The following is a 24305-nucleotide window of genomic DNA, read 5'->3' as shown; positions in this document are numbered from 1 at the left end:
GGACGTCGCGGCCACAGGCAGGCACCATGAAAATCAGCGGCTACCAAACCGGTTTCGGCAACCATTTCGCCAGCGAGGCCGTGGCCGGCACGCTGCCGATCGGACGCAACTCGCCGCAGCGGGTGGCCCACGGCCTGTACGCCGAGCAGCTCTCGGGCACGGCGTTCACCGCGCCGCGCAGCGAGAACCGCCGCAGCTGGCTGTACCGGATCCGCCCGGCGGCGATGCATTCGAATTTCGAGGCGTTCGAGCAGCCGCGCTTCCACAACGATTTCGGCAGCGGGCCGGTGACCCCGGATCAGCTGCGCTGGAATCCGCTGCCGCTGCCGGAAGCATCCACGGATTTCGTCGAAGGCCTGTACACCATGGCCGGCAACGGCTCGGCCGCCGGCCAGCATGGCGTCGGCGTCCACCTGTACGCGGCCAACCGCTCGATGCAGGGTCGGTTCTTCTACGATGCCGATGCCGAGTTGCTGATCGTGCCGCAGCAGGGGCGGTTGCACATCGCCACCGAACTGGGCGTGGTCGAGGTGGAGCCGCAGCAGATCGCGGTGATTCCACGCGGCGTGCGCTTCCGTGTCGAACTGCCGGATGGCCCGTCGCGCGGTTACGTGTGCGAGAACTTCGGCGCCGCGCTGCGCCTGCCCGACCTGGGGCCGATCGGCGCCAACGGCCTGGCCAATCCGCGTGATTTCGAAACGCCGCACGCGGCGTACGAAGAAGTGGAAGGCGAGTTCGAATTGATCGCCAAGTTCCAGGGCCACCTGTGGCGCGCGTCGATCGGCCATTCGCCGCTGGACGTGGTCGGCTGGCACGGCAACTACGCGCCGTACCGCTACGACCTGCGCCACTTCAACACCATCGGGTCGATCAGCTTCGATCACCCGGATCCGTCGATCTTCACCGTGCTGACCTCGCCCAGCGACACCCACGGCACCGCCAACCTGGATTTCGTGATCTTCCCGCCGCGCTGGCTGGTGGCGCAGGACACGTTCCGTCCACCGTGGTTCCACCGCAATGTCGCCAGCGAGTTCATGGGCCTGATCACCGGCGTGTACGACGCCAAGGCCGAGGGCTTCGCGCCGGGCGGTGCGTCGCTGCACAACTGCATGACCGGACATGGCCCGGACGCGGCCACCTTCGAGAAGGCCAGCGCCGCGGACCTGGCCAAGCCGGATGTCATCCGCGACACCATGGCCTTCATGTTCGAGACCCGCGCGGTGATCCGCCCCGCCGCGCAGGCGCTGGAAGCCGGTCATCGCCAGCGCGACTACCTTGCCTGCTGGGCCGGATTGCAGAAGCACTTCCGCAAACCGGACTGATCCGTTCGCGACAGCTTCACCGCGACGCGCTAGGCTGCGGCTTTCCCACGGAGCCGCCGCCATGACGTTCGCCCCCAAGCCGGTCCTGCTGACTTTCGCCCTGACGCTGGCGCTGGCCGCCTGCAAGCCGCCGGCCGCGCAGCCACCGGCCGAGGCGGACGCACCGGCTCCCGCGCCGCCGCCGGCCGCGAGCGTTCCCGCCGAACCCACCACTCCGCCCACCACTCCGCCCACCACTCCGCCCGCCACCGATCCCGCTGCGCCGCCCGCATTGGCCCAGGCCGGGCTGGCCGGTTTCGGCGACATGAAGCTGGGCAGCAGCGAAGACGAGGCCAAGGCTGCCTGGGGCGGCGAGCTCAAGTCGCTGCCGGCGGGCGAGGGCAGTACCTGCCACTACCTGCTGCCGAAGTGGGCGAAGGACGGCAACGAACTGGCCTTCATGATCGAGGACGGCAAGTTCGTCCGCTACGACGTCGGCAACGACAAGGAGACCGCGCCCGGCGGCGGCAAGGTCGGCATGCAGGCCGATGCCCTGCAGAAGCTCTACAACGGTGGCCTGCAATCCACGCCGCACAAGTACGTCGAGGGCGGCCAATACCTGTCGATGGCCGCCAGCGGAGTGGCGCCGAGCAAGCTGGTGTTCGAGGTCGGCGCCGACGGCAAGGTCAGCCGTTGGCGGGTGGGCCTGATCCCGCAGGCCGACTACGTGGAAGGCTGCTCCTGAGTTTCTCTCCGCCGACGGTGGCTGGCTGGTGGCCGGCCGCCGCGCGGGCATAGAATCGCCCATCGACGCGAGGAGGCGCACGGATGGAAGCATGGGGCTTTTTCCTGCTGGGCCTGGTGCTGCTGGCACTGGGTGGTGATTCCATCGTCAAGGGCGCCTCGGCGCTGGCGCAGCGCCTGGGGGCCTCGCCCTTCGTCGCCGGCCTGCTGCTGATCGCCTTTGGCACTTCGCTGCCGGAACTGGCGGTCAACGCGCGCGCGGCCTGGGTGGGCGCGCAGGACCTGGCATTGGGCAACGCGGTCGGCAGCAACATCGCCAATCTCGGCCTGACCCTGGGCCTGGCGGCGCTGTGCGCGCCTTTGCTGGTGCGCATGCGCCTGCTGTCGCCATTGCTGCTGTTGCTGGTGGCGGCGACGCTGGCGCTGATCGTTCTCGGCCTGGATGGTGTGATCGGTCGCGTCGAAGGCGGCGTGCTGCTGCTGGCCTTCGTCGCCATGCTCGCCTTCCTGCTCGCGCGCGGTGCGCGCGAGGACGAGGCGGTGCGCGCGGATGTCGCCGCCTATGCCGGTCCCGCGGTTGCCTGGTGGCAGGCATTGCTGCGCCTGGCCATCGCCATCGCGCTGCTGTACTTCGGCTCGAAATTCATCGTCCAGTCCGCGACCACGCTCGGCGCCGGACTGGGCCTGACGCCGCTGCTGTCCGGCCTGTTGCCGGTGGCGATTGGCACCGCCCTGCCGGAAGTGGCGGCCGCCATCGCGGCGGCGCGGCGCGGGCAGGGCGACATGGTGGCCGGCCACGTGATCGGTTCCAGCCTGTTCAACCTGTTGGTCGTGGTGGGCGGTATGGCGGTGTTCCGACCACTGCCGTTGCCGACCTCCTTCGTCCGCCTGGAGCTGCCGGCGGCGATCGCCTTCGCGGTGATCCTGTTGCCGATGTTGCGCGGGGACCTGCGCGTGAGCCGGGGCGAGGGCGCCGTGCTGGTGCTGGCGTTCGTGGCCTGGGTGGTGCTGGAAATCGCGATGCTGGCCTGATCAGGCCGGGTCGTCCTGCGCGGGTTCGCCCGCCTGTCCATCGGTCTGGCCGGGTTCGGGTGGGCGCGTGGCCATCTTCAGCGACAGCGCGGCCTTGGCCATCAGGTGCGCGCTGATCGGCGCGGTGATGAACAGGAACGCGGTGACCAGCAATTCACGCGGTTGCGGATCGTGCCCCAGTGAAGCGTGGTAGCCGACCGAGGCCAGCAGCACGCAACCCACGCCCAGCGTGCTGGCCTTGGTCGGGCCATGCAGGCGCTTGAAGAAATCCGACAGCTTGGCCAGTCCGTAGGAACCGACCAGGATGAAGAAGCTGCCGACGGCCAGCAGCGTCGCGAGCAGCACGGCGATCAGCATGTTCATTCGACGATGTCCCGGCGCAGGATGTACTTGCTCAGCACCACGGTGCCGACGAAGCCGAGCATCGCGATGATCAACGCGGCCTCGAAGTAGATTGGCGTGTCCAGGTGCATGCCGAACAGCATCAGTTCGGCGATGCCGGCCACGAACAGGGTATCCAGCGCGAGAATCCGATCCGGCACGGTCGGCCCGCGCAGCAGGCGCCACAGCGCCAGCAGCATGGCCAGGCCGACCACGTGCATGGAGCCGACGATGGCCACGGCGACGATGGATTCGGGCGTCATGGGAATATCTCCATCAGGGGCGCTTCGTAGCGGTGCTTGATCTGGGCGACTACCGCTTCCGGATCCTTCAGATCGAACACGTGCACGAGCAGGTGGCGGCGGTCGTCCGACAACACCGCCGACAGGGTGCCGGGTGTCAGGGTGATGATGCTGGTCAGCGCGGCGATGCCATGGATGTTGCCGATGTCCAGCGGCACCCAGACGAAGCCGGGCGTGATCGCCGACTCCGGTCCCAGCACGCGGCGCGCGACTTCGATGTTGGAACGGACGATGTCCCAGCCCAGCACCCACAGCATGCGCGGTACCTGGCGCAGGCGGCCGATCCGGGCGAACTCGCGATCCAGGCGTGCGGCGAACAGCGGGATGACGATCGCCAGCACCACCGCCAGCACGGCGTGCCCCCAGCTGAGCGCCGAGTTCATCAGCAGCCAGAAGCAGAAGATCGTCAGGCTCAGCGGCCAGGAAGGAATCCAGCGCTTCATCAGGGTTTCCTCATCGCCGGCAATTGCGCGCGCACCTGTTCCACATAGTCGGTCGGCGACAACAACTGGGCGGCGGCGGCTCGCGTGTAGCCCAGGATCGGGGCGGCGGCCAGCACCATCGCCACGCCGTAGCCGAGCAGCAGCACGGTGGCGGCGGTTTCCAGCGTGCGCGCCGGCGCCGCGATCGTGCCCGATGGTGCGGGAACCTGGGCGCCCGGGGGCACGCGCCAGAACAGCCGCGTGCCCGCGCGCGCCATGCCGACCAGGACCAGGAAACTGCTCACCAGCAGCGCCGCCCAGATCCAGCGTTGTTCGACCGTGGCCATCAGCAGCACCAGCTTGCCGATGAAACCCGACAGCGGCGGCAGGCCGGCCAGCGATACCGCCGCGATCAGGAACATCAGACCGGGCAGGGTCTTGGACGGCACCGGCAGTCCGCGATCCCCGCGATCGCCATCGGCGCCGCGCTGGCGCCGGACCAGATCCGCGATCAGGAACAGCGACGCGCCCGCGAAGGTGCTATGCGCCAGGTAATAGAGTCCCGCGCCGATGGTGCCTTCGCGGGCCAGCGCGAAGGCGATGAACAAGGTCGCCGCCGACACCAGCACCAGGTAGGCCGCCAGCGCGCGCAGCCTGACCGCTGCCATCACTCCCAGCGAGGCCAGGGCCAGCGTGATCACGCCGGCCGGCAGCAGCCAGTCCCAGGCGAATCCGGCCAGCGCGCCGGCCGACGCGCCGAACAGCAGCAGGCATACCCGCAGCACCGCGTACAGGCCGACCTTGGTCATGATCGCGAACAGTCCCGCGACCGCGGCCGGTGCGTGGGTGTAGGTCTGCGGCAGCCACAGGTACATCGGCAGCAGCGCCGCCTTGGTGCAGAACACCAGCAGCAGCAGGCCGGCGGCGGCCTGGATCAGCGGCAGATCGGCGGCCGGCGCCTGCGCGATCTTCGTCGACATCTCGGCCATGTTGAGCGAGCCGAGCAGCGCGTACAGCAGGCCCAGCGCCATCAGGAACAGGGTCGAGGCGGCGATGTTGACGCTGACGTAGTGGAAACCGGCGCGCATGCGATCGCCGCGCCCGCCGCTGAGCATCAGTCCATAGGAGGCGATCAGCAGCACTTCGAAGAACACGAACAGGTTGAACAGATCGCCGGTCAGGAACGCGCCGTTCAGGCCCATCAGCTGGAACTGGAAGAAGGCGTGGAAATGCGGCGCGCGCCGATCCCAGCCGGCGCCGGCGTGCAGCAGGCAGGCCACCGCCAGCAGCACCGACACCAGCACCATCATCGCCGACAGGCGATCCACCATCAGGCTGATGCCCAGCCGCGCCGGCCAGTCGCCGAGCAGATAGACCAGCACCGTGCCGTCTGCGGCCGCGCGCAGCAGGCACACCGCCACCAGCACCTGCGCGGCCAGCGAGACACCGGCAATCAAACGTTGCGGCACCATGCCGAAACGGCGGTGCTCGGCGAACAACGCCAGCGCCGCGGCGAACAGCGGGACCAGGATCGGCAGCAGCGGCAGGTGGCTCATGCCTTCCTCCGCCGGTCTTCGTGGTAGCTGTCCACGCGCGCCTCGTGCAGACGTTCGCCGGCGGCGCCGTCGACGTGATCGCTGCCGTTGTCGGCGCGGCTGCGGATCGCCAGCACGATGCTGACCGCGGTCATCGCGAATGCGATCACGATCGCTGTCAGCACCAGCGCCTGCGGCAGCGGGTCTGTGTAGTAGGCGAGGGTGGTCGCCACGCCGTCGCGCAGCACCGGCGGCTTGCCGGCCACCACACGACCACCGGCGAAGATCAGCAGGTTGGTGGCGTAGGAGAGCAGGGTCATCCCGAGGATGACGTCGAAAGTGCGCGCGCGCAGCAACAGGTACACGCCGGAGGCGGTGAGCAGGCCGATCGCGCTGGCCAGGGCGAGTTCCATCAGCGTTCCACCTCGCCGGTCCGGAGTGAGCGCCGGTCAAGATCGATGACACCATCGCGCGCTTCCCGCGTGCGCGAGGGTTTGATCGTGCCCAGCATCGAGAGAATCAGCATCGCGCCGCCGAACACCACCAGGTAGACGCCGGTGTCGAACACCATCGCGCTGGTCAGCTCCAGGTCCCCGATCAGCGGCAGCGTCCATACGACGTGGCCGCTGGTGAGGAACGGGTACCCCAGCAGCAGCGGCGCGACCCCGCCCAGCCCCGCCATCAGCAGGCCCACGCCGATGCAGCGCACGTAATCGAAACCGAAGCGCGACTCGACCGAGGCCGCGCCCTGCATGACGTACTGCATCAGCAGCGGCACCGCCAGCACCAGACCGGCGACGAAGCCGCCGCCGGGGGCGTTGTGCCCGCGCAGGAACAGGAAGAACGAGACGGTGAGCGTCAGCGGAAACATGATCTGGGCCAGATCCGCCGGCACCGGCAGCGGAATCGGCGGGCCGGGCATGATCTTCTCCGGCGCCATCCGCGCGCGCCGCAGCAGCGCATGCACCAGCAGGGCGGCGATGCCGAACACCGTGATCTCGCCGAAGGTATCGAAACCGCGGAAATCGACCAGGATCACATTGACCACATTGTGGCCGAACGCCTCCGGCAACGAGCGCGCCAGCATTTCCTCGCCGATGCCGCCGGCCGGCCGGGTCATCGCCGCGTAGGCCAGCACCGCCACGCCGGTACCGGCGACCAGGGCGATCACGATATCGCGCCAGCGCCGCGCCGCGTTGCGCTCCGGCGGCGAGCGGAACGGCAGGTAATGCATGCCCAGCAGCAGCAGCGGCAGGCTGACCATTTCCACCAGCAACTGGGTCAGCGCCAGATCCGGCGCCGACAGGAACACGAAGGTCAGGCTGACCGCCAGTCCCGCGCCGCCCAGCAGGATCAGCACTACCAGGCGCTGCCGGTACCAGCGCAGCGAGGTGATCGCGCAGGCCGCCAGCACCAGCCACAGCACCCAGCCCAGCGGCGGCATCGGTTGCGGCGCGCGCCATTCGATGGAAGCGCCGCCGGACAGGAACGGCGCCAGTCCGACCGCGATCGCCGCCAGCACCAGCCAGGCCAGGCTGCGCTGCAGGCTGCCGTTGGCGATGCGCCGGGTCAGCCGCTGCGCCAGCGCGAACAGCGCCTCGACGTTGAACAGGAAGATGCGCCGTCCCAGCGACTGGCGGACGATCGCGTGCAGATCCAGCAACCGGCGCAGGCCGAAATACAGCGCCACGCCGCCGACCAGGCTGACCACGCTCATCAGCAGCGGCAGGTTGAAGCCGTGCCAGACCGCCAGGCTGTAGGTCGGCGCGGCGGCGCCGAGCGTGCCGCGCACCGCCGCCTCCAGCACCGGGGCGATGGTCCAGGCCGGGACGATGCCCACGATCAGGCACAACACCACCAGGATCTCGACCGGGATCTTCATCCAGCGCGCGGGCTCGTGCGGTTCGTGTTCCAGCGCGCGGGGGCCCTTGCCGAAGAACGTGTCGTGGACGAAGCGCAGGCTGTAGGCGACGCCGAAGATGCCGGCCAGCACCGCGACCAGGCTCATCGCCGAGCGCATGGTCGCGTGCGCGTCGCTCATGTCCAGCGTCTCGGCGAAGAACATTTCCTTGGACAGGAAACCGTTGAGCAGCGGCACGCCGGCCATCGCCAGGCTGGCGATGATCGCCAGCGCGCTGGTGAACGGCAGGTAATGGCGCAGGCCACCGAGCCGGCGCATGTCGCGGGTGCCGGTCTCGTGATCGATGATGCCGGCGGCCATGAACAGCGAGGCCTTGAACACCGCGTGGTTGAGGATGTGGAACAGGCCGGCGACCACCGCCATCGGGGTGGAGAGGCCGAACAGCAACGTGATCAGGCCCAGATGCGAGATGGTCGAATAGGCCAGCAGGCCCTTGATGTCCTGCTGGAAGATCGCCTGCCAGGCGCCGATCAGCAGCGTCGCCGCGCCGATCGCGCTGACCAGGTAGAAGAACAGTTCACTGCCGGCCAGGGCAGGGTGCAGGCGCGCCAGCAGGAACACGCCGGCCTTCACCATCGTCGCCGAATGCAGGTAGGCCGAAACCGGCGTCGGCGCGGCCATCGCGTGCGGCAGCCAGAAGTGGAACGGAAACTGCGCGCTCTTGGTGAACACGCCCAGCAGCACCAGTACCAGGGTCAGCGGATACAGCGCGTGCGCGCGGATCTGCGGGCCGGCGGCGAGCACGTCATCCAGTTGGTAACTGCCGACGATATGGCCCAGCAGCAGCGCGCCGGCCAGCAGCGCCAGGCCGCCACCGCCGGTGATCGCCAGCGCCATGCGCGCGCCCTCGCGGGCGTCCTGGCGCTGGTGCCAGTAACCGATCAGCAGGAACGAACTGATGCTGGTCATCTCCCAGAACACCAGCAACAGGATCAGGTTGCCGGCCAGCACCACGCCGAGCATGGAGCCCATGAACAGCAGCAGGTACGCATACAGGCGCACCGCCGAATCGCGCGGGCTCAGGTAGTAGTGCGCATACATCACCACCAGCGCGCCGATCGCCAGCACCAGCCCGGCGAAAGTCCAGGCCAGGCCGTCCAGGCGCAGGCCGAAGGCGAGGCCAAGCTGGGGAATCCAGGGATGCTCGGCGCGCACGACGCCGCCTTGCAGGATCTCCGGCGTCATCGTCGCCAGCAGGCCCAGGCCCAGCAATGGCGCCGCGCCGGCCAGCCAGGCCGCCATGCTGCGCGACTTGGGTCGCCACAGTGCGATGAGCAGGGCGATCAGGAACGGCAGGCACAGGAGCAGGTCGAGAGATGCGGACACTCGTCGGACTTCGATGGCGGGTGTTGACCCGAGTTTAACAGGGCAACGCACGCGGAATGGCGGCTTCGCTATGCTTTGCACCGGTTCCGGCCATCTCGTTCATCCACGGGGAAACGTGCATTCCATGTCTTCGCAGTCCCGCAGCGCCCTGATCTTCGGCGGCACCGGACAGATCGGCGCGGCCCTGCTGGCGCGTCTGCGCGCGGCGGGTTGGCGCAGTTACGCCGTGTCACGGCAATCGCGCGAGCAACAGTCCGGCGTTCACTGGTTGCGAGGGGAGTTCGACGCGATGCCGGAACTCCCCGAGCGGGTCGACGTGATTTTCAGCACTGGTCCGCTGGATCGTTTTTCACATTGGTACGCGGACGCGCGAATGGCATGTCCGCGCGTGGTGGCCTTCGGGTCCACCAGCGTCGAGACCAAGCACGCTTCCGCCGACAGTGGCGAGCGTGATTTGGCCGGACGCCTGCGGGATGCCGAAGCGCGGGTGTTCGGGACGGCGACGCTGCGGGGGGCGCAGGCCACGGTGCTGCGTCCCACGCTGGTCTATGGCGCGGGCAGCGACCAGACCCTGTCGCGAATCGCGGCGATGGCACGGCGCAGCGGATTCTTCGTGTTGCCTGCCAATGCGCGCGGGCGGCGCCAGCCGGTCCATGTGGCGGACCTGGCCGCGGCCGCCCAGGCGGTGGTGGATGTGGCGGCCACGCACGCCAAGGCCTATGCGTTGCCCGGTGGCGAAACCGTGGTCTATCGCGAAATGGTCCGACGCACGCTGGCCGCGCTGCAGCCTCCGCCGCGCCTGATCGTGCTGCCGTCGCCGCTGTTTGCCGCCGCGGTCCTGGCGGCGCGCGCGAGCGGACGCTTGCAGGGCCTGACGGGTGCGGCGGTGGCGCGTATGCGCGAGGACCTGGTGTTCGACGCCGGGCCGGCGCGACAGGATTTCGGCTACGCGCCGCGCGGTTTCCAGCCGGATGCGGACATGCTGCCGCGCTGAGCGCGGCGCATCCCGATCAGTAACGCCAGCCCATCACCCGGTAGAACTTGGCCAGGACCCAGGCCGGCCCGATCAGCAGGTAGGTGAGATCGGTGAGGAAACTCGGTTTGCGGCCTTCGATCTTGTGGCCGATGAACTGCGCGATCCAGGCGACCACGAATACGCCCAGGGCCAGCCAGAACAGGTTCGCGACCCCCAGCATGCCTTCCAGCCAGCGGGTCAGCCAGGCCATCGCCACGAAGATCGCCAGCATGCCCAGGCCGAGCGGGCGCGACATCCGGTTGTAGAACATCCACGCACCGAACATCGCCAGCGCCGCCCAGATGCCGGACTTCATCCAGGTGCCGAACACGGGGATGCACCACAGCAGCGCGACCACCGTCCACAGGATGGCGGGGACGGCGAAGAGGTGGATCTTCTGGTTGGTGACGTTCTGGTGGTCGCCGGAGTAACTGGCGAACCAGCGGTCCACCGGGCGTTGCGCGGTCGCGTTCATGCATCCCTCCCGAGGATGTCGATGCGGCAGGGTATGGAGCATAGCGCAGGCGCGGGCGGCGCGCGTCGCCACCCGGCCCCGGGTGGGCGGACTAGTGGGTGGAAACCCGCGAGAACAACTGGATGACCGCGACCCCGGCCACGATCAGGCCCATGCCGAGCACGGCGGGCAGGTCGAGCGCCTGCTTGAGCACCAGCCAGCCGACCAGGGCGATGAGGACGATGCCGGCGCCGGACCAGATCGCGTAGGCGACCCCGACCGGAACGGTCTTCATCACCTGCGACAGGCAGTAGAAGGCGATGCCGTAGCCGGCCGCCACCAGCAGCGAGGGGCCGAGGCGGGTGAAGCCCTCCGCCGATTTGAGCGCGCTGGTGGCGATGACCTCGGCGACGATGGCGACGGCCAGGTACAGGTAACCCGGATTCATGGCGGCGGGACAGGCGGCGTGCGCGGCACGGGACCGGGATGCTAGCCCACGCCGCGGTGAACGCCGCCCGACCGGCCCGCGGCCCGAACCGCAGGAACGGGCTCTGGGTGCGGGCTTTTGCCTGCGATCAATCCAGCCGCAGATCAGCCAGCCGCAGCAGCGCTTCGGCGTACTTCGCGCGGGTGCGTTCGATGACTTCGGCGGGCAGGCGCGGGCCCGGCGCGGTCTTGTCCCAGTCCAGCGTTTCCAGGTAGTCGCGCACGAACTGCTTGTCGTAGCTCGGCGGGCTGGTGCCGACCTCGTACTGATCCGCCGGCCAGTAGCGCGAGGAATCGGGGGTCAGCATCTCGTCCATGATGTACAGGCGGCCGTCGGCGTCGGTACCGAACTCGAACTTGGTGTCGGCCAGCAGGATGCCGCGCTCGGCCGCGTACTCGGCGGCGTAGCGGTAGATGCGCAGGGTGGCGTCGCGCACGCGCTCGGCCAGTTCCGCGCCCACGGTCTTGACCATCGCGTCGAAATCGATGTTCTCGTCGTGGTCGCCGACCGCCGCCTTGGTGGAGGGCGTGAAAATCGGTTCCGCCAGACGTTCGGCCTGGCGCAGGCCGTCGGGCAGCTCGATGCCACTGACCTTGCCCGTGCGCTGGTAGTCCTTCCAGCCGCTGCCGATCAGGTAGCCGCGGGCGATGGCTTCCACCGGCACCGGCTTGAGCCTGCGGGTCACCACCGCGCGCTTCGCGTACAGCGCGGGATCCACGCCTGCGGGCAGCACGCTGGCCACGTCGATGCCGGTCAGGTGGTTGGGCAGCAGGTGGGCGGTCTTGGCGAACCAAAAGTTGGAGATCTGGCAGAGCATCTCGCCCTTGCCGGGAATCGGATCCGGCAGCACCACGTCGAACGCGCTGAGGCGATCGGTGGCTACCATCAGCAGGTAGTCGCCAGGCGGCGCGTCGGCGGGCAGACGCTCGCGGGGAATGTCGAATACATCGCGGACCTTGCCGCGGTGGCGCAACGGCAGGCCGGGCAGATCGGATTGAAGCAACGTCGTCGGCACAAATACTCCTCGGGGAGTCCGGATTTCGGTCGGAAGGGCGCGCGCAGCGCACCCGAAGTCCTCCCCGCTCCGTGTCCCGCAAGCCGCCTGGGCGTGCCCGGAACCCGGCCGGGCCGCGTAGTGTACGGCGATGCCGGGCCGCTGTGCCGTAAAATGGCCGCCAATTTCACGGAAACCCCGCCCGGATGAAGCGCTGGTACGGCAAATTGCTCGGATTCATCGCCGGCTGGCTGCTGATGCGGCACCCGGTGGGCGGCCTGATCGGGCTGCTGATCGGCCATGCCTTCGACGAGGACTGGTTCAAGCTGTCCCGGGACAACCCCTACCGGGTGTTCAACCTCACCAGCGACGCCACCGACGCCGAGATCGACCAGGCCTACCGCCGGCTGATTTCCCAGTACCACCCCGACAAGTACGCGGGCGCCGCCGAGGAACTGCGCCGCCAGGCCGAGCGCAAGGCCGGCGAAATCAATGCCGCCTACGACCGCATCAAGACCCTGCGCCGGCGCTGAACGCGCCGCGCCTTCCCGCCGCACCGACCCGACGAGAGCCCCATGTCCGATTGCCTGATTGCCCCCTCCATCCTGTCCGCCGACTTCGCCAGGCTGGGCGAGGAAGTCGACAACGTGATCGCCGCCGGCGCCGACTGGGTGCACTTCGACGTGATGGACAACCACTACGTCCCCAACCTCACCATCGGCCCGATGGTATGCCAGGCCCTGCGCAAGCACGGCGTCACCGCGCCGATCGACGTGCACCTGATGGTGGAACCGGTGGATCGGATCATCCCGGACTTCGCCGAGGCCGGCGCCAGCATCATCAGCTTCCATCCCGAGGCCTCGCGTCATGTCCATCGCACGGTGCAGCTGATCAAGTCGCACGGCTGCAAGGCCGGGCTGGTGCTGAATCCGGCCACGCCGGTGGACGTGCTGGACTGGGTGCTGGCGGACCTGGATCTGGTCCTGCTGATGTCGGTGAATCCCGGCTTCGGCGGCCAGGCGTTCATTCCTTCCGCGCTCGACAAGCTGCGTGCGGTCCGCGAAAAGATCGATGCCTCCGGCAAGGCCATCCGGCTGGAAATCGACGGCGGGGTGAAGGCCGACAACATCGGCGAAATCGCCGCAGCCGGCGCCGACACCTTCGTCGCCGGCTCGGCGATCTTCAACGCGCCGGACTACGCCGACGTCATCCGCCGCATGCGCGAAGCCGTCGCCGCCGCCCGCTGAGTAGAGCGGAGCTTGCTCCGCTGTGCGAGGTTTGGTTCCGCACGAAGAGCAGCCGAGCAAGCTCGGCTCCACGTAGACGGTAGAGCGGAGCTTGCTCCGCTGCCCCGGCCGTCAAATCCCGGCCAAGAAGAAAGGCGGTGGCCAATGGCCACCGCCTTTCGGAAAATTGGAGGCTGATCCTGCCTCCGCCCATCGTCCCTGCTATGACTTTCTACGCTACCGGCGCCGGATGACACCCGGATGACAGCCGGGCCTCATCACGGCAGTTCAGGCGGTTGCGCAATGTGCGCCGGGATCGACCCAAGCGGGAACGAAAGCAACGGCACCTGCACGACTGCCCGCGACCGCTGCCGGGCAGGCATTCCGCATCCTCCCCGCGCCCACGCGTTAACCTGCTGGTGCGCGTGACCTGCTAGCGTTCCCCATCCCCTTCTTCATCCTCCTTCATGCAGACAGCGCGCTGGCGTCTCATCCTCAATGGCAAAGCGGCGGGCGACGATGCCCTGCGCGCGGCGGTCGCGCACTGGCGCGAACGCGGGATCACGCTGGAAGTGCGGGTGACCTGGGAAGCCGGCGACGCCGAACGCCACGTATCCGAAGCAATCGCCGAAGGCGTGGACACGCTGGTGGCCGCCGGAGGCGACGGAACCCTGAGCGAGGTGGCGACCGCCCTGGCCCATCGCGAGGAAACCGCCGACGCGCTTCCCACGCTGGCCCTGGTGCCGATGGGCACGGCCAACGACTTCGCCGCCGCGGCCGGCATCCCGCCCGAGCCCGGAGACGCGCTGGGACTGGCGGCCGCCGAACCCGCGGTGCCAATCGATCTGCTGAGGATCGAAACTGGCGACGAGGTCCATTGGTGCGCCAACCTGGCCAGTGGCGGGTTCGGCACGGAAGTGACCGTGGAAACCGATGAAGGCCTGAAGAAAGTGCTGGGCGGGCTGGCCTATCTGGTCACGGGGATTGCCCGCCTCGGCCGCATCGAGCCGATCGTGGCGGAACTGCGCGGCCCGGATTTCGCCTGGGGCGGCGAGTTCATCGCCCTGGGCATCGGCAACGGGCGCCAGGCCGGCGGCGGTCAGGCGCTGTGTCCGGATGCCGTCGCCAACGACGGACAACTCGATCTGACCATCGTGCCGACGCTCAACGGGGAAGTGGGCGCGACCGTGGGAACCCTCCTGACCCATGGCAAGCGCGAGGCGCTGGAGCGGATCGCCACGCATGCGCGCCTGCCCTGGGTCGAGTTGTCGGCAGCCGAACCCATCACACTCAACCTCGACGGCGAACCGGTGCGTTCACGGCATTTCCGCATCACCTGCGTCCCCGGCCGTCTGCGCATGCACCTGCCACCCGACTGTCCGCTGCTGGCGCACGGCTGACCCAGCGTTCGCTGGATGGCGACGGATTTCGCGTCGGACCATATCCAGCCTCCACCAGAGGACGATTTAAAGTCCGCCTCCCACCATCCCAGCGAAAGCCGGGACCCATTTCCACCCAGTGATCCGCAGCCCCGAGGACTGGCCCCGCGGCCCGGCCATCGGGTAGAGTAGCCCCGTGTTCAGCCAGACGACCCCGCTTTCCGTTTCTTCCGCACGCCGCTGCTGGCGATGGTGGCCCGTTGCCGTCGTCTGCCATGCCCCCGCGTCCCGGAAGGAAAGCCGTCTTGATTTCGCTCGAGCAGTTCCAGCGCCACGCCGCTGAAGGTCACACCCGCATCCCCGTTGTCCGTGAAGTGCTGTCCGACCTGGACACGCCGCTCTCGGTCTACCTGAAACTCGCCGACGCCCCGCATACCTACCTGTTCGAATCGGTGGAAGGCGGCGAGCGTTTCGGCCGCTATTCGATCATCGGCCTGCCGGCGCGGCGGGTGATCAGCTTCCGCGGGCACACGCTGGAAATCCGCGAACGCGGCGAACTCGTGGAACGCCGCGAAGTGGCCGACCCTTTCGCCGAGATCGAGTCCCTGCGCGCCGCGCATACCGTGCCGCGACTGGAAGGGCTACCCGGTTTCACCGGCGGGCTCGTGGGCTGGTTCGGTTTCGAGTGCATCGGCTATATCGAGCCGCGCCTGAGCGGCGGCGACAAGCCCGACGAACTCGATACCCCTGACATCCTGTTGATGCTGTCGGAAGAACTTGCGGTGTTCGACAACCTCAAGGGGCGCCTGTACCTGATCGTGCACGCCGATCCGCGCGAGGACGGCGCCTGGGAAGGCGCGCAGGCGCGCCTGGACGCGCTCACCGCCAAGCTGCGCCAGCCCGGCGCGGGCTATCCGGCGCCCATCACCCGCGATGTGCTGGATGAAAGCCACTTCGTCTCCGGCTTCACCCGCGAGGGCTTCATCGCCGCGGTGGAAAAGTCCAAGGACTACATCCGCGCCGGCGACATCTTCCAGGTGGTGCTCTCGCAGCGGCTGAGCGTGCCGTTCAGCGCGCGTCCGGTGGACGTGTACCGCGCCCTGCGTGCGCTGAATCCGTCGCCCTACATGTATTTCCTCGATGTGGGCGACGTCCAGGTGGTCGGTTCGTCGCCGGAAATCCTGGTACGCCTGCAGGACGGCGAGGTCACCGTGCGTCCGATCGCCGGCACCCGTCCACGCGGCCGCACCCACGACGAGGACCTGGCGCTGGAAGCCGAGCTGCTGGCCGATCCCAAGGAGCGCGCCGAACACTTGATGCTGATTGACCTCGGCCGCAACGATGCCGGCCGGGTCTCCGAGGCGGGGACCGTGCAGGTGGGCGAGCAGTTCGTCATCGAACGCTACAGCCACGTCATGCATATCGTCAGCGAGGTGACCGGCCGGCTGCTGCCGGGCCTGAGCTATGCCGACGTGCTGCGCGCGACCTTCCCGGCCGGCACCGTCAGCGGCGCGCCGAAGATTCGCGCGCTGGAAGTGATCCGCGAACTGGAACCGATCAAGCGCAACGTCTACGCCGGCAGCATCGGCTACATCGGCTGGCATGGCGATGCCGACACCGCCATCGCCATCCGCACCGCGGTGATCAAGGACGGCCGCCTGCACGTGCAGGCCGGCGCCGGCATCGTCTACGACTCGGATCCGGACAAGGAATGGGACGAGACGATGAACAAGGGCCGCGCGCTGTTCCGCGCGGTGGCCGAAGCGGCGAAGGGATTGTGAGAATCCACGGGACGAAGGAGCTGTACCGATGCGAATGATGAATCGATTGTTGTGGGCGATAGTGTTCCTGTCCGCCCCGATGCTGGCCGCCGCGCAGATGAATGCCTTGCCGGCCCTGCCGCATCTGTTGGTCAAGGGGCAGGGCACGCGCACGGTGGTGCCGGATCGCTTCACTGTTTCCCTGGACCTGCAGGTGACTGACCTGGACACCGACGCCGCCAGGCGGAAGGTGCAGGCCAGCGCCGCCCAGGTCATCGAGGCCTTCAAGCGCAATCAGGTGATCGAAGACTCCCTGCAGGCATCCTCCCTGAGTGTTTCCCCTGACTATGATTGGCGCGACAACAAGCGGGAGTTCAAGGGAAGCCAGGTGCGCCGGAAGGTCCTTGGAACCTTTTCCCGGTTGGAAGATACGCAGGCTTTCCTGGCGCAAATCAAGGCCAGTCCCGAGCTCCAGATCGCCAGTCTCGAACCGGGCTACTCCGCAGAGGCCAGCTTGCGCGGGCAGCTCAAACGCGAAGCCGGTGAGCAAACCCGGCATACGGCCGAGCAGCTGGCCAAGGCATACGGTACCCGGATTCGTGGCCTGTACAGCATTTCCGATGTGGCCCCGGATTTTGCCTATGGCGTGCAAGCGGGAACATGGCCCAGTGGTCCCGTGGCGGCCATGGAGCCCAGGCCGGCCGATACCTACCTGCCGCCGGCCCCCGCGGCACCGCCGCTGCAGGCGGAAAGCCTCGCGGCCGGCACCCTCACCTTCACCGAAAACGTGTACGCGATCTTCCTGATCGCACCCTAGCCCCCCGCATTCCTCTTTCCATCGAAATGAAAGAGGGGAGTTCCGCATGCTCCTGATGATCGACAACTACGACAGCTTCACCTACAACCTCGTGCAGTACCTGCAGTCGCTGGGCGCCGAGGTGAAGGTGGTGCGCAACGATGCGCTGACGGTGGACGAAATCGTGCGGCTCGCGCCGGAACGCATCGTCATTTCGCCCGGTCCGTGCACGCCCAACGAGGCCGGTGTCTCGCTGGACGTGATTGAATCGCTGGGACGGAATACGCCGATCCTCGGCGTGTGCCTGGGCCACCAGAGCATCGGCCAGGCCTACGGCGGCAAGGTGATCCGCGCCGGCCAGATCATGCACGGCAAGACCTCGCGCATCCGTCACGAGGGTCGGGGCGTGTTCGCCGGTTTGCCGGATGCCTACGAGGCCACCCGCTACCACTCGCTGGTGGTCGAGCGCGGCTCGCTGCCGGACGCGCTGGAGATCACCGCCTGGACCGAGAACGAGGACGGCTCGTTCGAGGAGATCATGGGACTGCGTCACCGGGAGTTCCCGGTGGAAGGCGTGCAGTTCCACCCCGAGTCCATCCTGACCGAGCATGGCCACGCCCTGCTCAAGAATTTCCTTGAACGATAGCGCCACCGGTCGGCCGCCCCACGCCGCCAACCAGCCACGCGGGAATCACACCATGCCCCTTACCCCCCAGGAAGCGCTGCAACGGACCATCGAGCACCGCGAGATCTTCCACGACGAGATGGTCGACCTGATGCGCCAGATCATGCGCGGCGACGTGTCGCCGACGATGACCTCGGCCATCCTCACCGGCCTGCGGGTCAAGAAGGAAACCGTCGGCGAGATCGCCGGCGCCGCCACGGTGATGCGCGAGTTCTCGCGGCCGGTGCCGATTGCCGACACCCGCCATCTGGTCGATATCGTCGGCACCGGCGGCGACGGCTCGCACACCTTCAACATCTCCACCTGTTCGATGTTCGTGGCCGCGGCGGCCGGCGCCAAGGTCGCCAAGCACGGCAACCGCAGCGTGTCCTCCAAGTCCGGCAGCGCCGACGTGCTGGAAGCACTGGGCGCGGCGATCGAACTGCAACCGGAACAGGTGGCGAGTTCCATCGAACAGGCCGGCATCGGCTTCATGTTCGCGCCGGTCCATCATCCGGCGATGAAGGTGGTCGCCCCGGTCCGCCGCGAAATGGGCGTGCGCACGATCTTCAACATCCTCGGTCCGCTGACCAATCCGGCCGGCGCGCCCAACATCCTGATGGGCGTGTTCCATCCCGACCTGGTCGGCATCCAGGCGCGGGTGATGCAAGAACTGGGCGCCGAACGCGCGCTGGTGGTGTGGGGCCGGGACGGCATGGACGAACTGTCGCTGGGCGCGGCCACCCTGGTCGGCGAACTGCGCGACGGCGTGGTGCGCGAGTACGAAGTGCATCCGGAGGATTTCGGCATCGCCATGTCCGCCAGCCGCAACCTGCGCGTGGCCGATGCCGCCGAGTCGAAGGCGATCCTGCTGGGCGTGCTGGACAACAAGCCCGGACCGGCACGCGATATCGTCGCGCTCAATGCCGGGGCGGCGCTGTACGTGGCCGGCGTGGCCGGCAGCATCGAGGACGGCATCGTCCGCGCACGTGAAGCCATCACCGACGGTCGCGCGGCCGCGCGGCTGCAATCCTTCGTCGAGACCACCCGGCGCCTGGCCGGGGAAGGGAAGTAGACATGGCAGGCAACGGTTTCGCCCAGCTCCCCAAGCCGCCGTACTACGCGGTGATCTTTTCCTCTCAACGCAACGGCCAGGATGATCCGGGCTATGGCGCGATGGCCCAGCGGATGGTCGAACTGGCCGTGCAGCAGCCGGGCTTCCTGGGCATCGAGTCGACCCGGGGGGCTGACGGCTTCGGCATCACCGTGGCGTACTGGGACAGCGAGGACGCGATCCGCGCCTGGCGGCAGCACGCCGAGCACACCGCGGCGCGGGAGCAGGGCCGGCGCGACTGGTACGATCACTTCGAACTGCGCGTGGCCAAGGTGGAACGCGCCTACGGCTGGGATCGCGGCTAGGACTTCCCGCGCCGCCGCACCACCGAAGACTGGACATTGATCGGAACCCCATGAGCGACATCCTCAACACCATCCTCGCCCGCAAGACCGGGGAAATCGCCGAGCGCAGCGCCCGCGTGCCGCTGGCCGAACTGGTCGCGCGTGCCGCCGACGTGCCCGACACGCGCGGCTTCGCCGATGCGCTCAACGCGATGATCGCGCAGGGCGACCCGGCGGTGATTGCGGAGGTGAAGAAGGCCAGTCCGTCCAAGGGCGTGATCCGGCCCGACTTCCGCCCGGCCGACATCGCGGTGGGCTACGAGTTCGGCGGCGCGGCCTGCCTGTCGGTGCTGACCGACGTGGATTTCTTCCAGGGCGCCGACGACTACCTGCGGCAGGCACGCGAGGCCTGCACGCTGCCGGTCCTGCGCAAGGACTTCACCATCGATCCCTACCAGGTATACGAAGCGCGCGTGCTGGGGGCCGACTGCATCCTGCTGATCGTCGCCGCGCTGGATGACAACCAACTGGTCGATCTGTCCGGCCTGGCGATGCAGCTGGACATGGACGTGCTGGTGGAAGTGCACGATATCGACGAACTGGAGCGTGCCCTGCAGGTGCCGGTGCCGCTGGTCGGCATCAACAACCGCAACCTGCGCACCTTCGAAGTCTCGCTGGAGACCACGTTGGCGATGAAGGACGCGGTGCCGCGCGACCGGCTGCTGGTGACCGAGAGCGGCATCCTGGTACCGGACGATGTGGCACGGATGCGCGCGGCCGGGGTCAACGCGTTCCTGGTCGGCGAGACCTTCATGCGCGCGGACGAACCGGGCGAGGCGTTGCGTCAGCTATTCTTCGCGTCATGAGCGATCTTTCCTACCCGAAGCCGCGTCCCGAGGCGCCGCTGGTGGTGTTCGATTTCGACCATACCCTGTACGCCGGCGATTCCGGCGGCCATCTGGTGACCTGGCTGATCAGGCGCAACCCGCTGCGTGCCGCCGTGGCGATCCTCGCCTCGGTGGTGCTGGGCCCGATGGTGGCCTTCCTGCCAACCCGCCGGCATGGCATTTCCGGCTACATCTGGATCGGTACCTTTGGCCTGCATGGGCGCCGAAGCTTCGACTCATTGATCGATCGCTACGTCGCCACCCATCGCGAGGAAGTGCGGCAGCGACTGCTGCCGGTGGCGCTGGAGGTATTCCGCCAGCATCGCGCGTCCGGTGACCGGGTGGTGGTGGCCACCGGCGCACCACCGGAACTGGCGCGGGCGATCCTCAGCTTCGTCGCCCACGAGGACGTGCCGGTGATCGGCACCGCGGTGGGGCCGCGCCTGGGCGCGGTGGTCGCGACCCGTCATTGCCACAACGAGGAAAAGATGCGGATGTTGCGCGAACGCGGCTATGGCGAAGTCGCCGTGGCCTATTCGGACAGCAGCGCCGATCTGCCGCTGCTCAAGGCCGCGCGCGCCCCGGTGGTGGTCAACCCGAAACCTGGCCGGATCGAAATGTTCCGGCGGGTATTGCCGGCCGGCACGCCGATCCTCAACTGGGGCTGCCGTGATCGCGGTGGCGAGCCGGTGTCCTGACGGAACGGGCGAAACTTACAGTCGCTCGGGAGCGTTCCAATCCCTGATCAGGTCCATCAGGTCGTGATGGACGAAATCCTGGTACTCGCCGGCGTCATAGAACCGCCCGTAGCAGTTCTTGCAGCTCTCGAACCAGATGTGCGGCTGCTGCGGATCGACCATGCGCACCAGATCCCAGTGGCCGATGCAGACGGGGCACTGGATGCGGTCGACGTCGTTGCATTTTTCGCCCTGCGCCGGATCTCCGGTATCGATCTCGTCCACGCGCTCCTTCAGGAGTTCATGGGTACGCATGTCGAACCACAATCCCTTGCAGTGCGTGCAGCGGTGCACGTCGGCCTCGGGCAGGTTCAGTCGCTCCATCGCGTGGTGGCACTTGGGGCATTGCATGGCGGGGCGGCTCGCGGCGGGAAACGTGGCGGATACGTTAGCGGGCGCGGCCCGGCTTGCCCAGCGCTCAGAACAGCCAGGCCGCGCCGATGTGGTACAGGCTGATGCACAGGACCAGCACGCCCACCACGGTCAGCACGACGCGCTCCGGCACATGGCGCACCAGATAGGCCGCCAGCGGTGCGGCGAGCACGCCGCCGATCAGCAGGCCCAGCACGATTTCCAGGTGCTGCAGGCCGATGGTCAGGAAGAAGGTCAGCGAAACGGCGAGGGTGATGACGAACTCGGCCGCGTTGACCGTGCCGATGGTGGTGCGCGCCTTGCCGCCGCCGGCAAGCAGGGTGGAGGTCGCCAACGGGCCCCAGCCGCCGCCGCCGCTGGCATCCAGCAGTCCGGCGAAAAAGCCCAGCACGGGCACCCGCTGGATCTGCTTTTTCGGCATGAAGCGGCCGAACGAGCGCAGCAGGATCAGGATCGACAGCAACAGCAGGTACAGGTAGACGAAGGGACGGATGGCCTCGCCGGGCAGCCGGGTGAGCACGTAGGCGCCAATCACCCCGCCGAGCGCGCCGGACAGGGTCAGGCGCCAGAACAGGCGCTTGTCGATGTTGCGGAAATAGGCATGCGAGGCGCCCGAGACGCCCGTGGTGAAGACCTCGGCCGTGTGGACGCTGGCGCTCACCGCCGCCGGCGGCAGGCCCATGCCCAGCAGGATCGACGAGGAGACCAGCCCGAAGGCCATGCCCAGCGCGCCATCCACCAGTTGCGCGCCCAGGCCGATGAGGATGAACCAGTAGAACTCGCTTCCAAACGCCATCCAGCGCTTCCCGTGGGGCAGGAATGCCCAGTTTGCGCGGTCAGGATAACCGGAGGCGGGGAGGCCGGGTCCATCTGGACCCGGCGGAGCAAATCAATGTGACCCGTCAGCGCGTGCCGTACAGCACCACGGTCTTGCCGCGCGCATGCAGCGTACCGTCGGCCTGCAGCTTCTTCAGCACGCGGCCTGCCATCTCGCGGGAGCAGCCCACCAGACGGGCCAGTTCCTGGCGCGACACGCGCAGCTGGGTACCCTGCGGATGGCTCATCGCCTCCGGCTCGCGGGCCAGATCGTGCAGGGTGCGCACGATGCGGTCGGTGACGTCCAGGAAGGCCAGCCGGCTGGCTTTCCTGCTGGTATCCAGCAACCGGCGCGAAAGCTGAGCGCCGATGGCGTAGAGCAGCTTGGGCGCATCCGCCGACAGCGAGCCCAGGAACAACTGGTGCAGGCGCTCGTAGCTGATCTCGGCCAGTTCGCACTGGGTCCGGGTCCGCAGGATGACTTCCCGCCGGTCGGACTCGATGAACAGGCCCATCTCGCCGACGAACTCGCCGCCGCCGAAATAGCCGAGCACCAACTCGCGGTCGTCATCTTCTTCCGTGATGATGCTCACGGAACCGCTGACCACATAGTAGAGTGTGCCGGCGGGATCCCCCGGGCGGAACACATCGGCCCGAGCGGGATAGCGCCGGCGATGGCTGTGGGCGAGGAAACGCTCGATCGTGGCTGCATCCGGCGTCAGCGGGCTGGCGGCGGTGCGAGCGGGGGCGGAAAGAGGCAGGCCAGGGCTCATGATGGTCGGGGCGGTGAATTCAGGAAGCTTAGTCCCAATACGCCCCGGACGGCAAACCCGGGCCATGCAAGCGCCGGGCCAAACCCGCGTCGGCCGGCCGTCGGCCCCGGACATTTCGTTGTCACGTCGTTTGCCCCATAATTCCGCCCCTTCCCCATTACCCCCAAAGAGGGACCGCTGCCGTGGTAAAACCACTGCCTCGCCTCAGGCTGCAAGGTTTCAACAACCTCACCAAGGCGCTGAGCTTCAACATCTATGACGTGTGCTACGCCGTTTCCGAAGACGAGCGCCAGCGCTACATCGAATACATCGACGAAGAGTACAACGCCGATCGCCTCACCCAGATCCTGACGGATGTGGCGGAGATCATCGGTGCCAACATCCTCAACGTGGCCCGCCAGGACTACGACCCGCAGGGTGCGTCGGTGACGATCCTGATCTCCGAAGAACCGGTGATCGACAAGAAGCAGGCAGGCAAGGAGATCATCTCCGACGCGGTGGTGGCGCACATGGACAAGAGCCACATCACCGTGCACACCTATCCGGAGACCCATCCGCAGCACGGCATCGCCACGTTCCGCGCCGACATCGACGTCGCCACCTGCGGCGTGATTTCGCCGCTGAAGGCGCTGAACTACCTGATCGAGAGCCTGGAGTCCGACATTGTCATCATGGACTACCGGGTGCGTGGCTTCACCCGCGACGTGAAGGGCAAGAAGCACTACATCGATCACAAGATCAACTCGATCCAGAACTTCCTGGCGAACAACATCAAGTCGCGCTACGAGATGTTCGACGTCAACGTCTACCAGGAAAACATCTTCCACACGAAGATGCACCTGAAGGACTTCGATCTGGATCAGTACCTGTTCGAAGAGAAGGCCAAGAACCTGTCGTTCAAGGAACGGATGAAGATCGAGGCGCTGCTCAAGCGCGAGATCGAGGAACTGTTCCACGGGCGCAACCTGTCCGAGTAATCGGCGGGCCCGCGCCGGTTACATCCGGTTCGGGCGCGCGGGTTCACACTGGCGCGCAAATCAGGCGGGACGACCCGCCCGCGGCCCGCAGGCCGCGAAAGCAGGACCGACGGCGGTCCGGAGCGAAAGTTCCGGGCCGCTTTTTCGTTGGCGGCCCGGGCACAACCTGGAGGAAAGACGTATGGCGTGGGTATATCTGGTGCTGGCCGGCCTGCTGGAAGTGGTGTGGGCGATGGGCCTGAAGTATTCGGAAGGTTTCAGCCGGCTGTGGCCGAGCCTGATCACGGTGGTCGCGATGGTGGCCAGCTTCTGGCTGCTGGCGACGGCGCTCAAGCAGATCCCGCTCGGCACCGGTTACGCGATCTGGGTGGGCATCGGCGCCGTGGGCACCGCCCTGCTCGGCATGCTGGTGCTGAAGGAGCCGGCCACGGTGGCGCGGCTGGTCTGCATCGGCCTGATCATCGCCGGCATCGCCGGGCTCAAGCTCACCTCGAACGGGTAAGTGGCCCCGGGCGCCATCGCCGTTTCCGGCTGGCGCATGGCGATACGCCGTGGTCCCGGGCAAGGCCGGGACCCATTTGCCGTGACTCCAATCGGGACGGACGT

General features: G+C 67.7%; 27 protein-coding genes and 1 pseudogene. 16 read left to right on the top strand and 12 right to left on the bottom strand.

Annotated features, from left to right (window positions below; genetic code table 11):
• The first annotated feature begins 26 nt into the window (after positions 1 to 26).
• The 3 genes from hmgA to IB228_RS07565 all read left to right on the top strand — a co-directional run bounded on the left by hmgA (position 27) and on the right by IB228_RS07565 (position 3077).
• Entirely contained in the window at positions 27 to 1322 is a 1296-nt protein-coding gene (hmgA, locus tag IB228_RS07575; RefSeq protein ID WP_192197986.1) for a homogentisate 1,2-dioxygenase, read from the top strand.
• Positions 1323 to 1383: 61 nt separating this feature from the next.
• Positions 1384 to 2046 (top strand): lectin, encoded by a 663-nt coding sequence (locus IB228_RS07570; RefSeq protein ID WP_225562316.1) that lies wholly within the window; start codon positions 1384 to 1386, stop codon positions 2044 to 2046.
• A gap of 83 nt (positions 2047 to 2129) precedes the next feature.
• Complete coding sequence (locus IB228_RS07565) at positions 2130 to 3077, top strand: calcium/sodium antiporter (protein WP_192197985.1); 948 nt, start codon at positions 2130 to 2132, stop codon at positions 3075 to 3077.
• Positions 3078 to 3155: 78 nt separating this feature from the next.
• On the opposite strand, the pseudogene IB228_RS07560 reads toward IB228_RS07565, so the two are convergent.
• The 6 genes and pseudogenes from IB228_RS07560 to IB228_RS07535 all read right to left on the bottom strand — a co-directional run.
• A pseudogene (locus IB228_RS07560) lies at positions 3156 to 3440 on the bottom strand (Na+/H+ antiporter subunit G); the annotation flags it as partial.
• Positions 3437 to 3721, bottom strand: coding sequence for a K+/H+ antiporter subunit F (locus IB228_RS07555; RefSeq protein ID WP_141455545.1), 285 nt, complete (start codon positions 3719 to 3721; stop codon positions 3437 to 3439). The pseudogene IB228_RS07560 and the gene IB228_RS07555, both read right to left, overlap by 4 nt.
• Complete coding sequence (locus tag IB228_RS07550) at positions 3718 to 4203, bottom strand: Na+/H+ antiporter subunit E (RefSeq protein WP_183639203.1); 486 nt, start codon at positions 4201 to 4203, stop codon at positions 3718 to 3720. Before IB228_RS07550 ends, IB228_RS07555 begins: the two co-directional genes overlap by 4 nt.
• Positions 4203 to 5738: a monovalent cation/H+ antiporter subunit D gene (locus IB228_RS07545; protein WP_192197984.1), complete on the bottom strand. Its 1536-nt coding sequence runs from the start codon at positions 5736 to 5738 to the stop codon at positions 4203 to 4205. The genes IB228_RS07550 and IB228_RS07545 overlap by 1 nt, the downstream gene beginning before the upstream one ends.
• Entirely contained in the window at positions 5735 to 6130 is a 396-nt protein-coding gene (locus tag IB228_RS07540; protein ID WP_192197983.1) for a Na+/H+ antiporter subunit C, read from the bottom strand. Before IB228_RS07540 ends, IB228_RS07545 begins: the two co-directional genes overlap by 4 nt.
• Positions 6130 to 8964, bottom strand: a complete 2835-nt coding sequence (locus IB228_RS07535; RefSeq protein WP_192197982.1) for a monovalent cation/H+ antiporter subunit A — start codon at positions 8962 to 8964, stop codon at positions 6130 to 6132. Before IB228_RS07535 ends, IB228_RS07540 begins: the two co-directional genes overlap by 1 nt.
• A 124-nt stretch (positions 8965 to 9088) precedes the next feature.
• Between IB228_RS07535 and IB228_RS07530 the strand changes: the two genes are divergently transcribed.
• Positions 9089 to 9958 (top strand): nucleoside-diphosphate sugar epimerase, encoded by an 870-nt coding sequence (locus tag IB228_RS07530; RefSeq protein ID WP_225562315.1) that lies wholly within the window; start codon positions 9089 to 9091, stop codon positions 9956 to 9958.
• A gap of 16 nt (positions 9959 to 9974) precedes the next feature.
• Here IB228_RS07530 and IB228_RS07525 read toward each other — a convergent pair whose 3' ends face one another.
• From IB228_RS07525 to IB228_RS07515, 3 genes are all read right to left on the bottom strand, one after another.
• Positions 9975 to 10454, bottom strand: a complete 480-nt coding sequence (locus IB228_RS07525; protein WP_183639193.1) for an Mpo1-like protein — start codon at positions 10452 to 10454, stop codon at positions 9975 to 9977.
• 91 nt (positions 10455 to 10545) lie between these two features.
• The gene (locus IB228_RS07520; protein ID WP_183639191.1) at positions 10546 to 10881 is read right to left on the bottom strand and encodes an SMR family transporter; all 336 of its coding nucleotides are present in this window, start codon (positions 10879 to 10881) and stop codon (positions 10546 to 10548) included.
• Between the two features lie 127 nt (positions 10882 to 11008).
• Positions 11009 to 11935 (bottom strand): phosphoribosylaminoimidazolesuccinocarboxamide synthase, encoded by a 927-nt coding sequence (locus tag IB228_RS07515; protein ID WP_183639189.1) that lies wholly within the window; start codon positions 11933 to 11935, stop codon positions 11009 to 11011.
• Between the two features lie 185 nt (positions 11936 to 12120).
• On the opposite strand from IB228_RS07515, the gene IB228_RS07510 reads away from it, so the two are divergent.
• From IB228_RS07510 to IB228_RS07465, 10 genes are all read left to right on the top strand, one after another.
• Complete coding sequence (locus IB228_RS07510; RefSeq protein ID WP_141455554.1) at positions 12121 to 12447, top strand: DnaJ domain-containing protein; 327 nt, start codon at positions 12121 to 12123, stop codon at positions 12445 to 12447.
• Between the two features lie 42 nt (positions 12448 to 12489).
• The gene (rpe, locus tag IB228_RS07505) at positions 12490 to 13161 is read left to right on the top strand and encodes a ribulose-phosphate 3-epimerase (protein ID WP_141455555.1); all 672 of its coding nucleotides are present in this window, start codon (positions 12490 to 12492) and stop codon (positions 13159 to 13161) included.
• Positions 13162 to 13607: 446 nt separating this feature from the next.
• The gene (gene yegS, locus IB228_RS07500; protein WP_183639187.1) at positions 13608 to 14540 is read left to right on the top strand and encodes a lipid kinase YegS; all 933 of its coding nucleotides are present in this window, start codon (positions 13608 to 13610) and stop codon (positions 14538 to 14540) included.
• Between the two features lie 284 nt (positions 14541 to 14824).
• Positions 14825 to 16300 carry an anthranilate synthase component I gene (gene trpE / locus IB228_RS07495; protein WP_183639185.1) on the top strand — a complete coding sequence of 492 codons (1476 nt, stop codon included), beginning with the start codon at positions 14825 to 14827 and terminating at the stop codon, positions 16298 to 16300.
• A 37-nt stretch (positions 16301 to 16337) separates the two neighbouring features.
• Complete coding sequence (locus IB228_RS07490) at positions 16338 to 17096, top strand: SIMPL domain-containing protein (RefSeq protein ID WP_225562314.1); 759 nt, start codon at positions 16338 to 16340, stop codon at positions 17094 to 17096.
• A 46-nt stretch (positions 17097 to 17142) separates the two neighbouring features.
• On the top strand, positions 17143 to 17721 hold the full coding sequence (locus IB228_RS07485; RefSeq protein WP_183639181.1) for an aminodeoxychorismate/anthranilate synthase component II: 579 nt from the start codon (positions 17143 to 17145) through the stop codon (positions 17719 to 17721).
• 52 nt (positions 17722 to 17773) lie between these two features.
• Positions 17774 to 18814, top strand: a complete 1041-nt coding sequence (trpD, locus tag IB228_RS07480; RefSeq protein ID WP_183639179.1) for an anthranilate phosphoribosyltransferase — start codon at positions 17774 to 17776, stop codon at positions 18812 to 18814.
• A 2-nt stretch (positions 18815 to 18816) separates the two neighbouring features.
• Positions 18817 to 19158 carry an antibiotic biosynthesis monooxygenase gene (locus tag IB228_RS07475; protein ID WP_183639177.1) on the top strand — a complete coding sequence of 114 codons (342 nt, stop codon included), beginning with the start codon at positions 18817 to 18819 and terminating at the stop codon, positions 19156 to 19158.
• Positions 19159 to 19208: 50 nt separating this feature from the next.
• The gene (trpC, locus tag IB228_RS07470; RefSeq protein ID WP_183639175.1) at positions 19209 to 20003 is read left to right on the top strand and encodes an indole-3-glycerol phosphate synthase TrpC; all 795 of its coding nucleotides are present in this window, start codon (positions 19209 to 19211) and stop codon (positions 20001 to 20003) included.
• Positions 20000 to 20722 (top strand): HAD-IB family phosphatase, encoded by a 723-nt coding sequence (locus tag IB228_RS07465; protein ID WP_183639172.1) that lies wholly within the window; start codon positions 20000 to 20002, stop codon positions 20720 to 20722. The genes trpC and IB228_RS07465 overlap by 4 nt, the downstream gene beginning before the upstream one ends.
• Before the next feature lie 15 nt (positions 20723 to 20737).
• Here IB228_RS07465 and IB228_RS07460 read toward each other — a convergent pair whose 3' ends face one another.
• The 3 genes from IB228_RS07460 to crp form a co-directional block, all read right to left on the bottom strand.
• Positions 20738 to 21112: a zf-TFIIB domain-containing protein gene (locus tag IB228_RS07460; RefSeq protein ID WP_183639170.1), complete on the bottom strand. Its 375-nt coding sequence runs from the start codon at positions 21110 to 21112 to the stop codon at positions 20738 to 20740.
• 67 nt (positions 21113 to 21179) lie between these two features.
• On the bottom strand, positions 21180 to 21929 hold the full coding sequence (locus tag IB228_RS07455; protein WP_183639167.1) for a sulfite exporter TauE/SafE family protein: 750 nt from the start codon (positions 21927 to 21929) through the stop codon (positions 21180 to 21182).
• A gap of 106 nt (positions 21930 to 22035) precedes the next feature.
• Positions 22036 to 22722 (bottom strand): cAMP-activated global transcriptional regulator CRP, encoded by a 687-nt coding sequence (gene crp, locus IB228_RS07450; RefSeq protein WP_141455566.1) that lies wholly within the window; start codon positions 22720 to 22722, stop codon positions 22036 to 22038.
• Positions 22723 to 22904: 182 nt separating this feature from the next.
• On the opposite strand from crp, the gene speD reads away from it, so the two are divergent.
• Positions 22905 to 23699, top strand: coding sequence for an adenosylmethionine decarboxylase (speD, locus tag IB228_RS07445; RefSeq protein ID WP_141455567.1), 795 nt, complete (start codon positions 22905 to 22907; stop codon positions 23697 to 23699).
• A gap of 181 nt (positions 23700 to 23880) precedes the next feature.
• A complete protein-coding gene (gene sugE / locus IB228_RS07440) occupies positions 23881 to 24201 on the top strand; it encodes a quaternary ammonium compound efflux SMR transporter SugE (RefSeq protein ID WP_183639165.1) in 321 nt (106 codons plus the stop codon).
• Positions 24202 to 24305 lie beyond the last annotated feature (104 nt).

Origin of the sequence: Pseudoxanthomonas sp. PXM04 (assembly GCF_014851695.1) — a bacterium.
Taxonomy (GTDB): domain Bacteria; phylum Pseudomonadota; class Gammaproteobacteria; order Xanthomonadales; family Xanthomonadaceae; genus Pseudoxanthomonas_A; species Pseudoxanthomonas_A beigongshangi.
Note: the sequence above shows the minus strand (reverse complement) of the source record. Positions and strands in the feature narration are given on the sequence as shown.

Coding starts and splice junctions, on each gene's coding strand:
- IB228_RS07465 (WP_183639172.1), top strand. CDS start 20,000: ATGAGCGATCTTTCCTACCCGAAGCCGCGTCCCGAGGCGCCGCTGGTG.
- trpD (WP_183639179.1), top strand. CDS start 17,774: ATGCCCCTTACCCCCCAGGAAGCGCTGCAACGGACCATCGAGCACCGC.
- IB228_RS07525 (WP_183639193.1), bottom strand. CDS start 10,454: ATGAACGCGACCGCGCAACGCCCGGTGGACCGCTGGTTCGCCAGTTAC.
- IB228_RS07475 (WP_183639177.1), top strand. CDS start 18,817: ATGGCAGGCAACGGTTTCGCCCAGCTCCCCAAGCCGCCGTACTACGCG.
- rpe (WP_141455555.1), top strand. CDS start 12,490: ATGTCCGATTGCCTGATTGCCCCCTCCATCCTGTCCGCCGACTTCGCC.
- IB228_RS07520 (WP_183639191.1), bottom strand. CDS start 10,881: ATGAATCCGGGTTACCTGTACCTGGCCGTCGCCATCGTCGCCGAGGTC.
- IB228_RS07460 (WP_183639170.1), bottom strand. CDS start 21,112: ATGCAATGCCCCAAGTGCCACCACGCGATGGAGCGACTGAACCTGCCC.
- crp (WP_141455566.1), bottom strand. CDS start 22,722: ATGAGCCCTGGCCTGCCTCTTTCCGCCCCCGCTCGCACCGCCGCCAGC.
- IB228_RS07570 (WP_225562316.1), top strand. CDS start 1,384: ATGACGTTCGCCCCCAAGCCGGTCCTGCTGACTTTCGCCCTGACGCTG.
- IB228_RS07555 (WP_141455545.1), bottom strand. CDS start 3,721: ATGACGCCCGAATCCATCGTCGCCGTGGCCATCGTCGGCTCCATGCAC.
- IB228_RS07530 (WP_225562315.1), top strand. CDS start 9,089: ATGTCTTCGCAGTCCCGCAGCGCCCTGATCTTCGGCGGCACCGGACAG.
- IB228_RS07545 (WP_192197984.1), bottom strand. CDS start 5,738: ATGAGCCACCTGCCGCTGCTGCCGATCCTGGTCCCGCTGTTCGCCGCG.
- IB228_RS07550 (WP_183639203.1), bottom strand. CDS start 4,203: ATGAAGCGCTGGATTCCTTCCTGGCCGCTGAGCCTGACGATCTTCTGC.
- IB228_RS07485 (WP_183639181.1), top strand. CDS start 17,143: ATGCTCCTGATGATCGACAACTACGACAGCTTCACCTACAACCTCGTG.
- hmgA (WP_192197986.1), top strand. CDS start 27: ATGAAAATCAGCGGCTACCAAACCGGTTTCGGCAACCATTTCGCCAGC.
- IB228_RS07455 (WP_183639167.1), bottom strand. CDS start 21,929: ATGGCGTTTGGAAGCGAGTTCTACTGGTTCATCCTCATCGGCCTGGGC.
- IB228_RS07540 (WP_192197983.1), bottom strand. CDS start 6,130: ATGGAACTCGCCCTGGCCAGCGCGATCGGCCTGCTCACCGCCTCCGGC.
- IB228_RS07510 (WP_141455554.1), top strand. CDS start 12,121: ATGAAGCGCTGGTACGGCAAATTGCTCGGATTCATCGCCGGCTGGCTG.
- sugE (WP_183639165.1), top strand. CDS start 23,881: ATGGCGTGGGTATATCTGGTGCTGGCCGGCCTGCTGGAAGTGGTGTGG.
- IB228_RS07490 (WP_225562314.1), top strand. CDS start 16,338: ATGAATCGATTGTTGTGGGCGATAGTGTTCCTGTCCGCCCCGATGCTG.
- IB228_RS07565 (WP_192197985.1), top strand. CDS start 2,130: ATGGAAGCATGGGGCTTTTTCCTGCTGGGCCTGGTGCTGCTGGCACTG.
- trpC (WP_183639175.1), top strand. CDS start 19,209: ATGAGCGACATCCTCAACACCATCCTCGCCCGCAAGACCGGGGAAATC.
- yegS (WP_183639187.1), top strand. CDS start 13,608: ATGCAGACAGCGCGCTGGCGTCTCATCCTCAATGGCAAAGCGGCGGGC.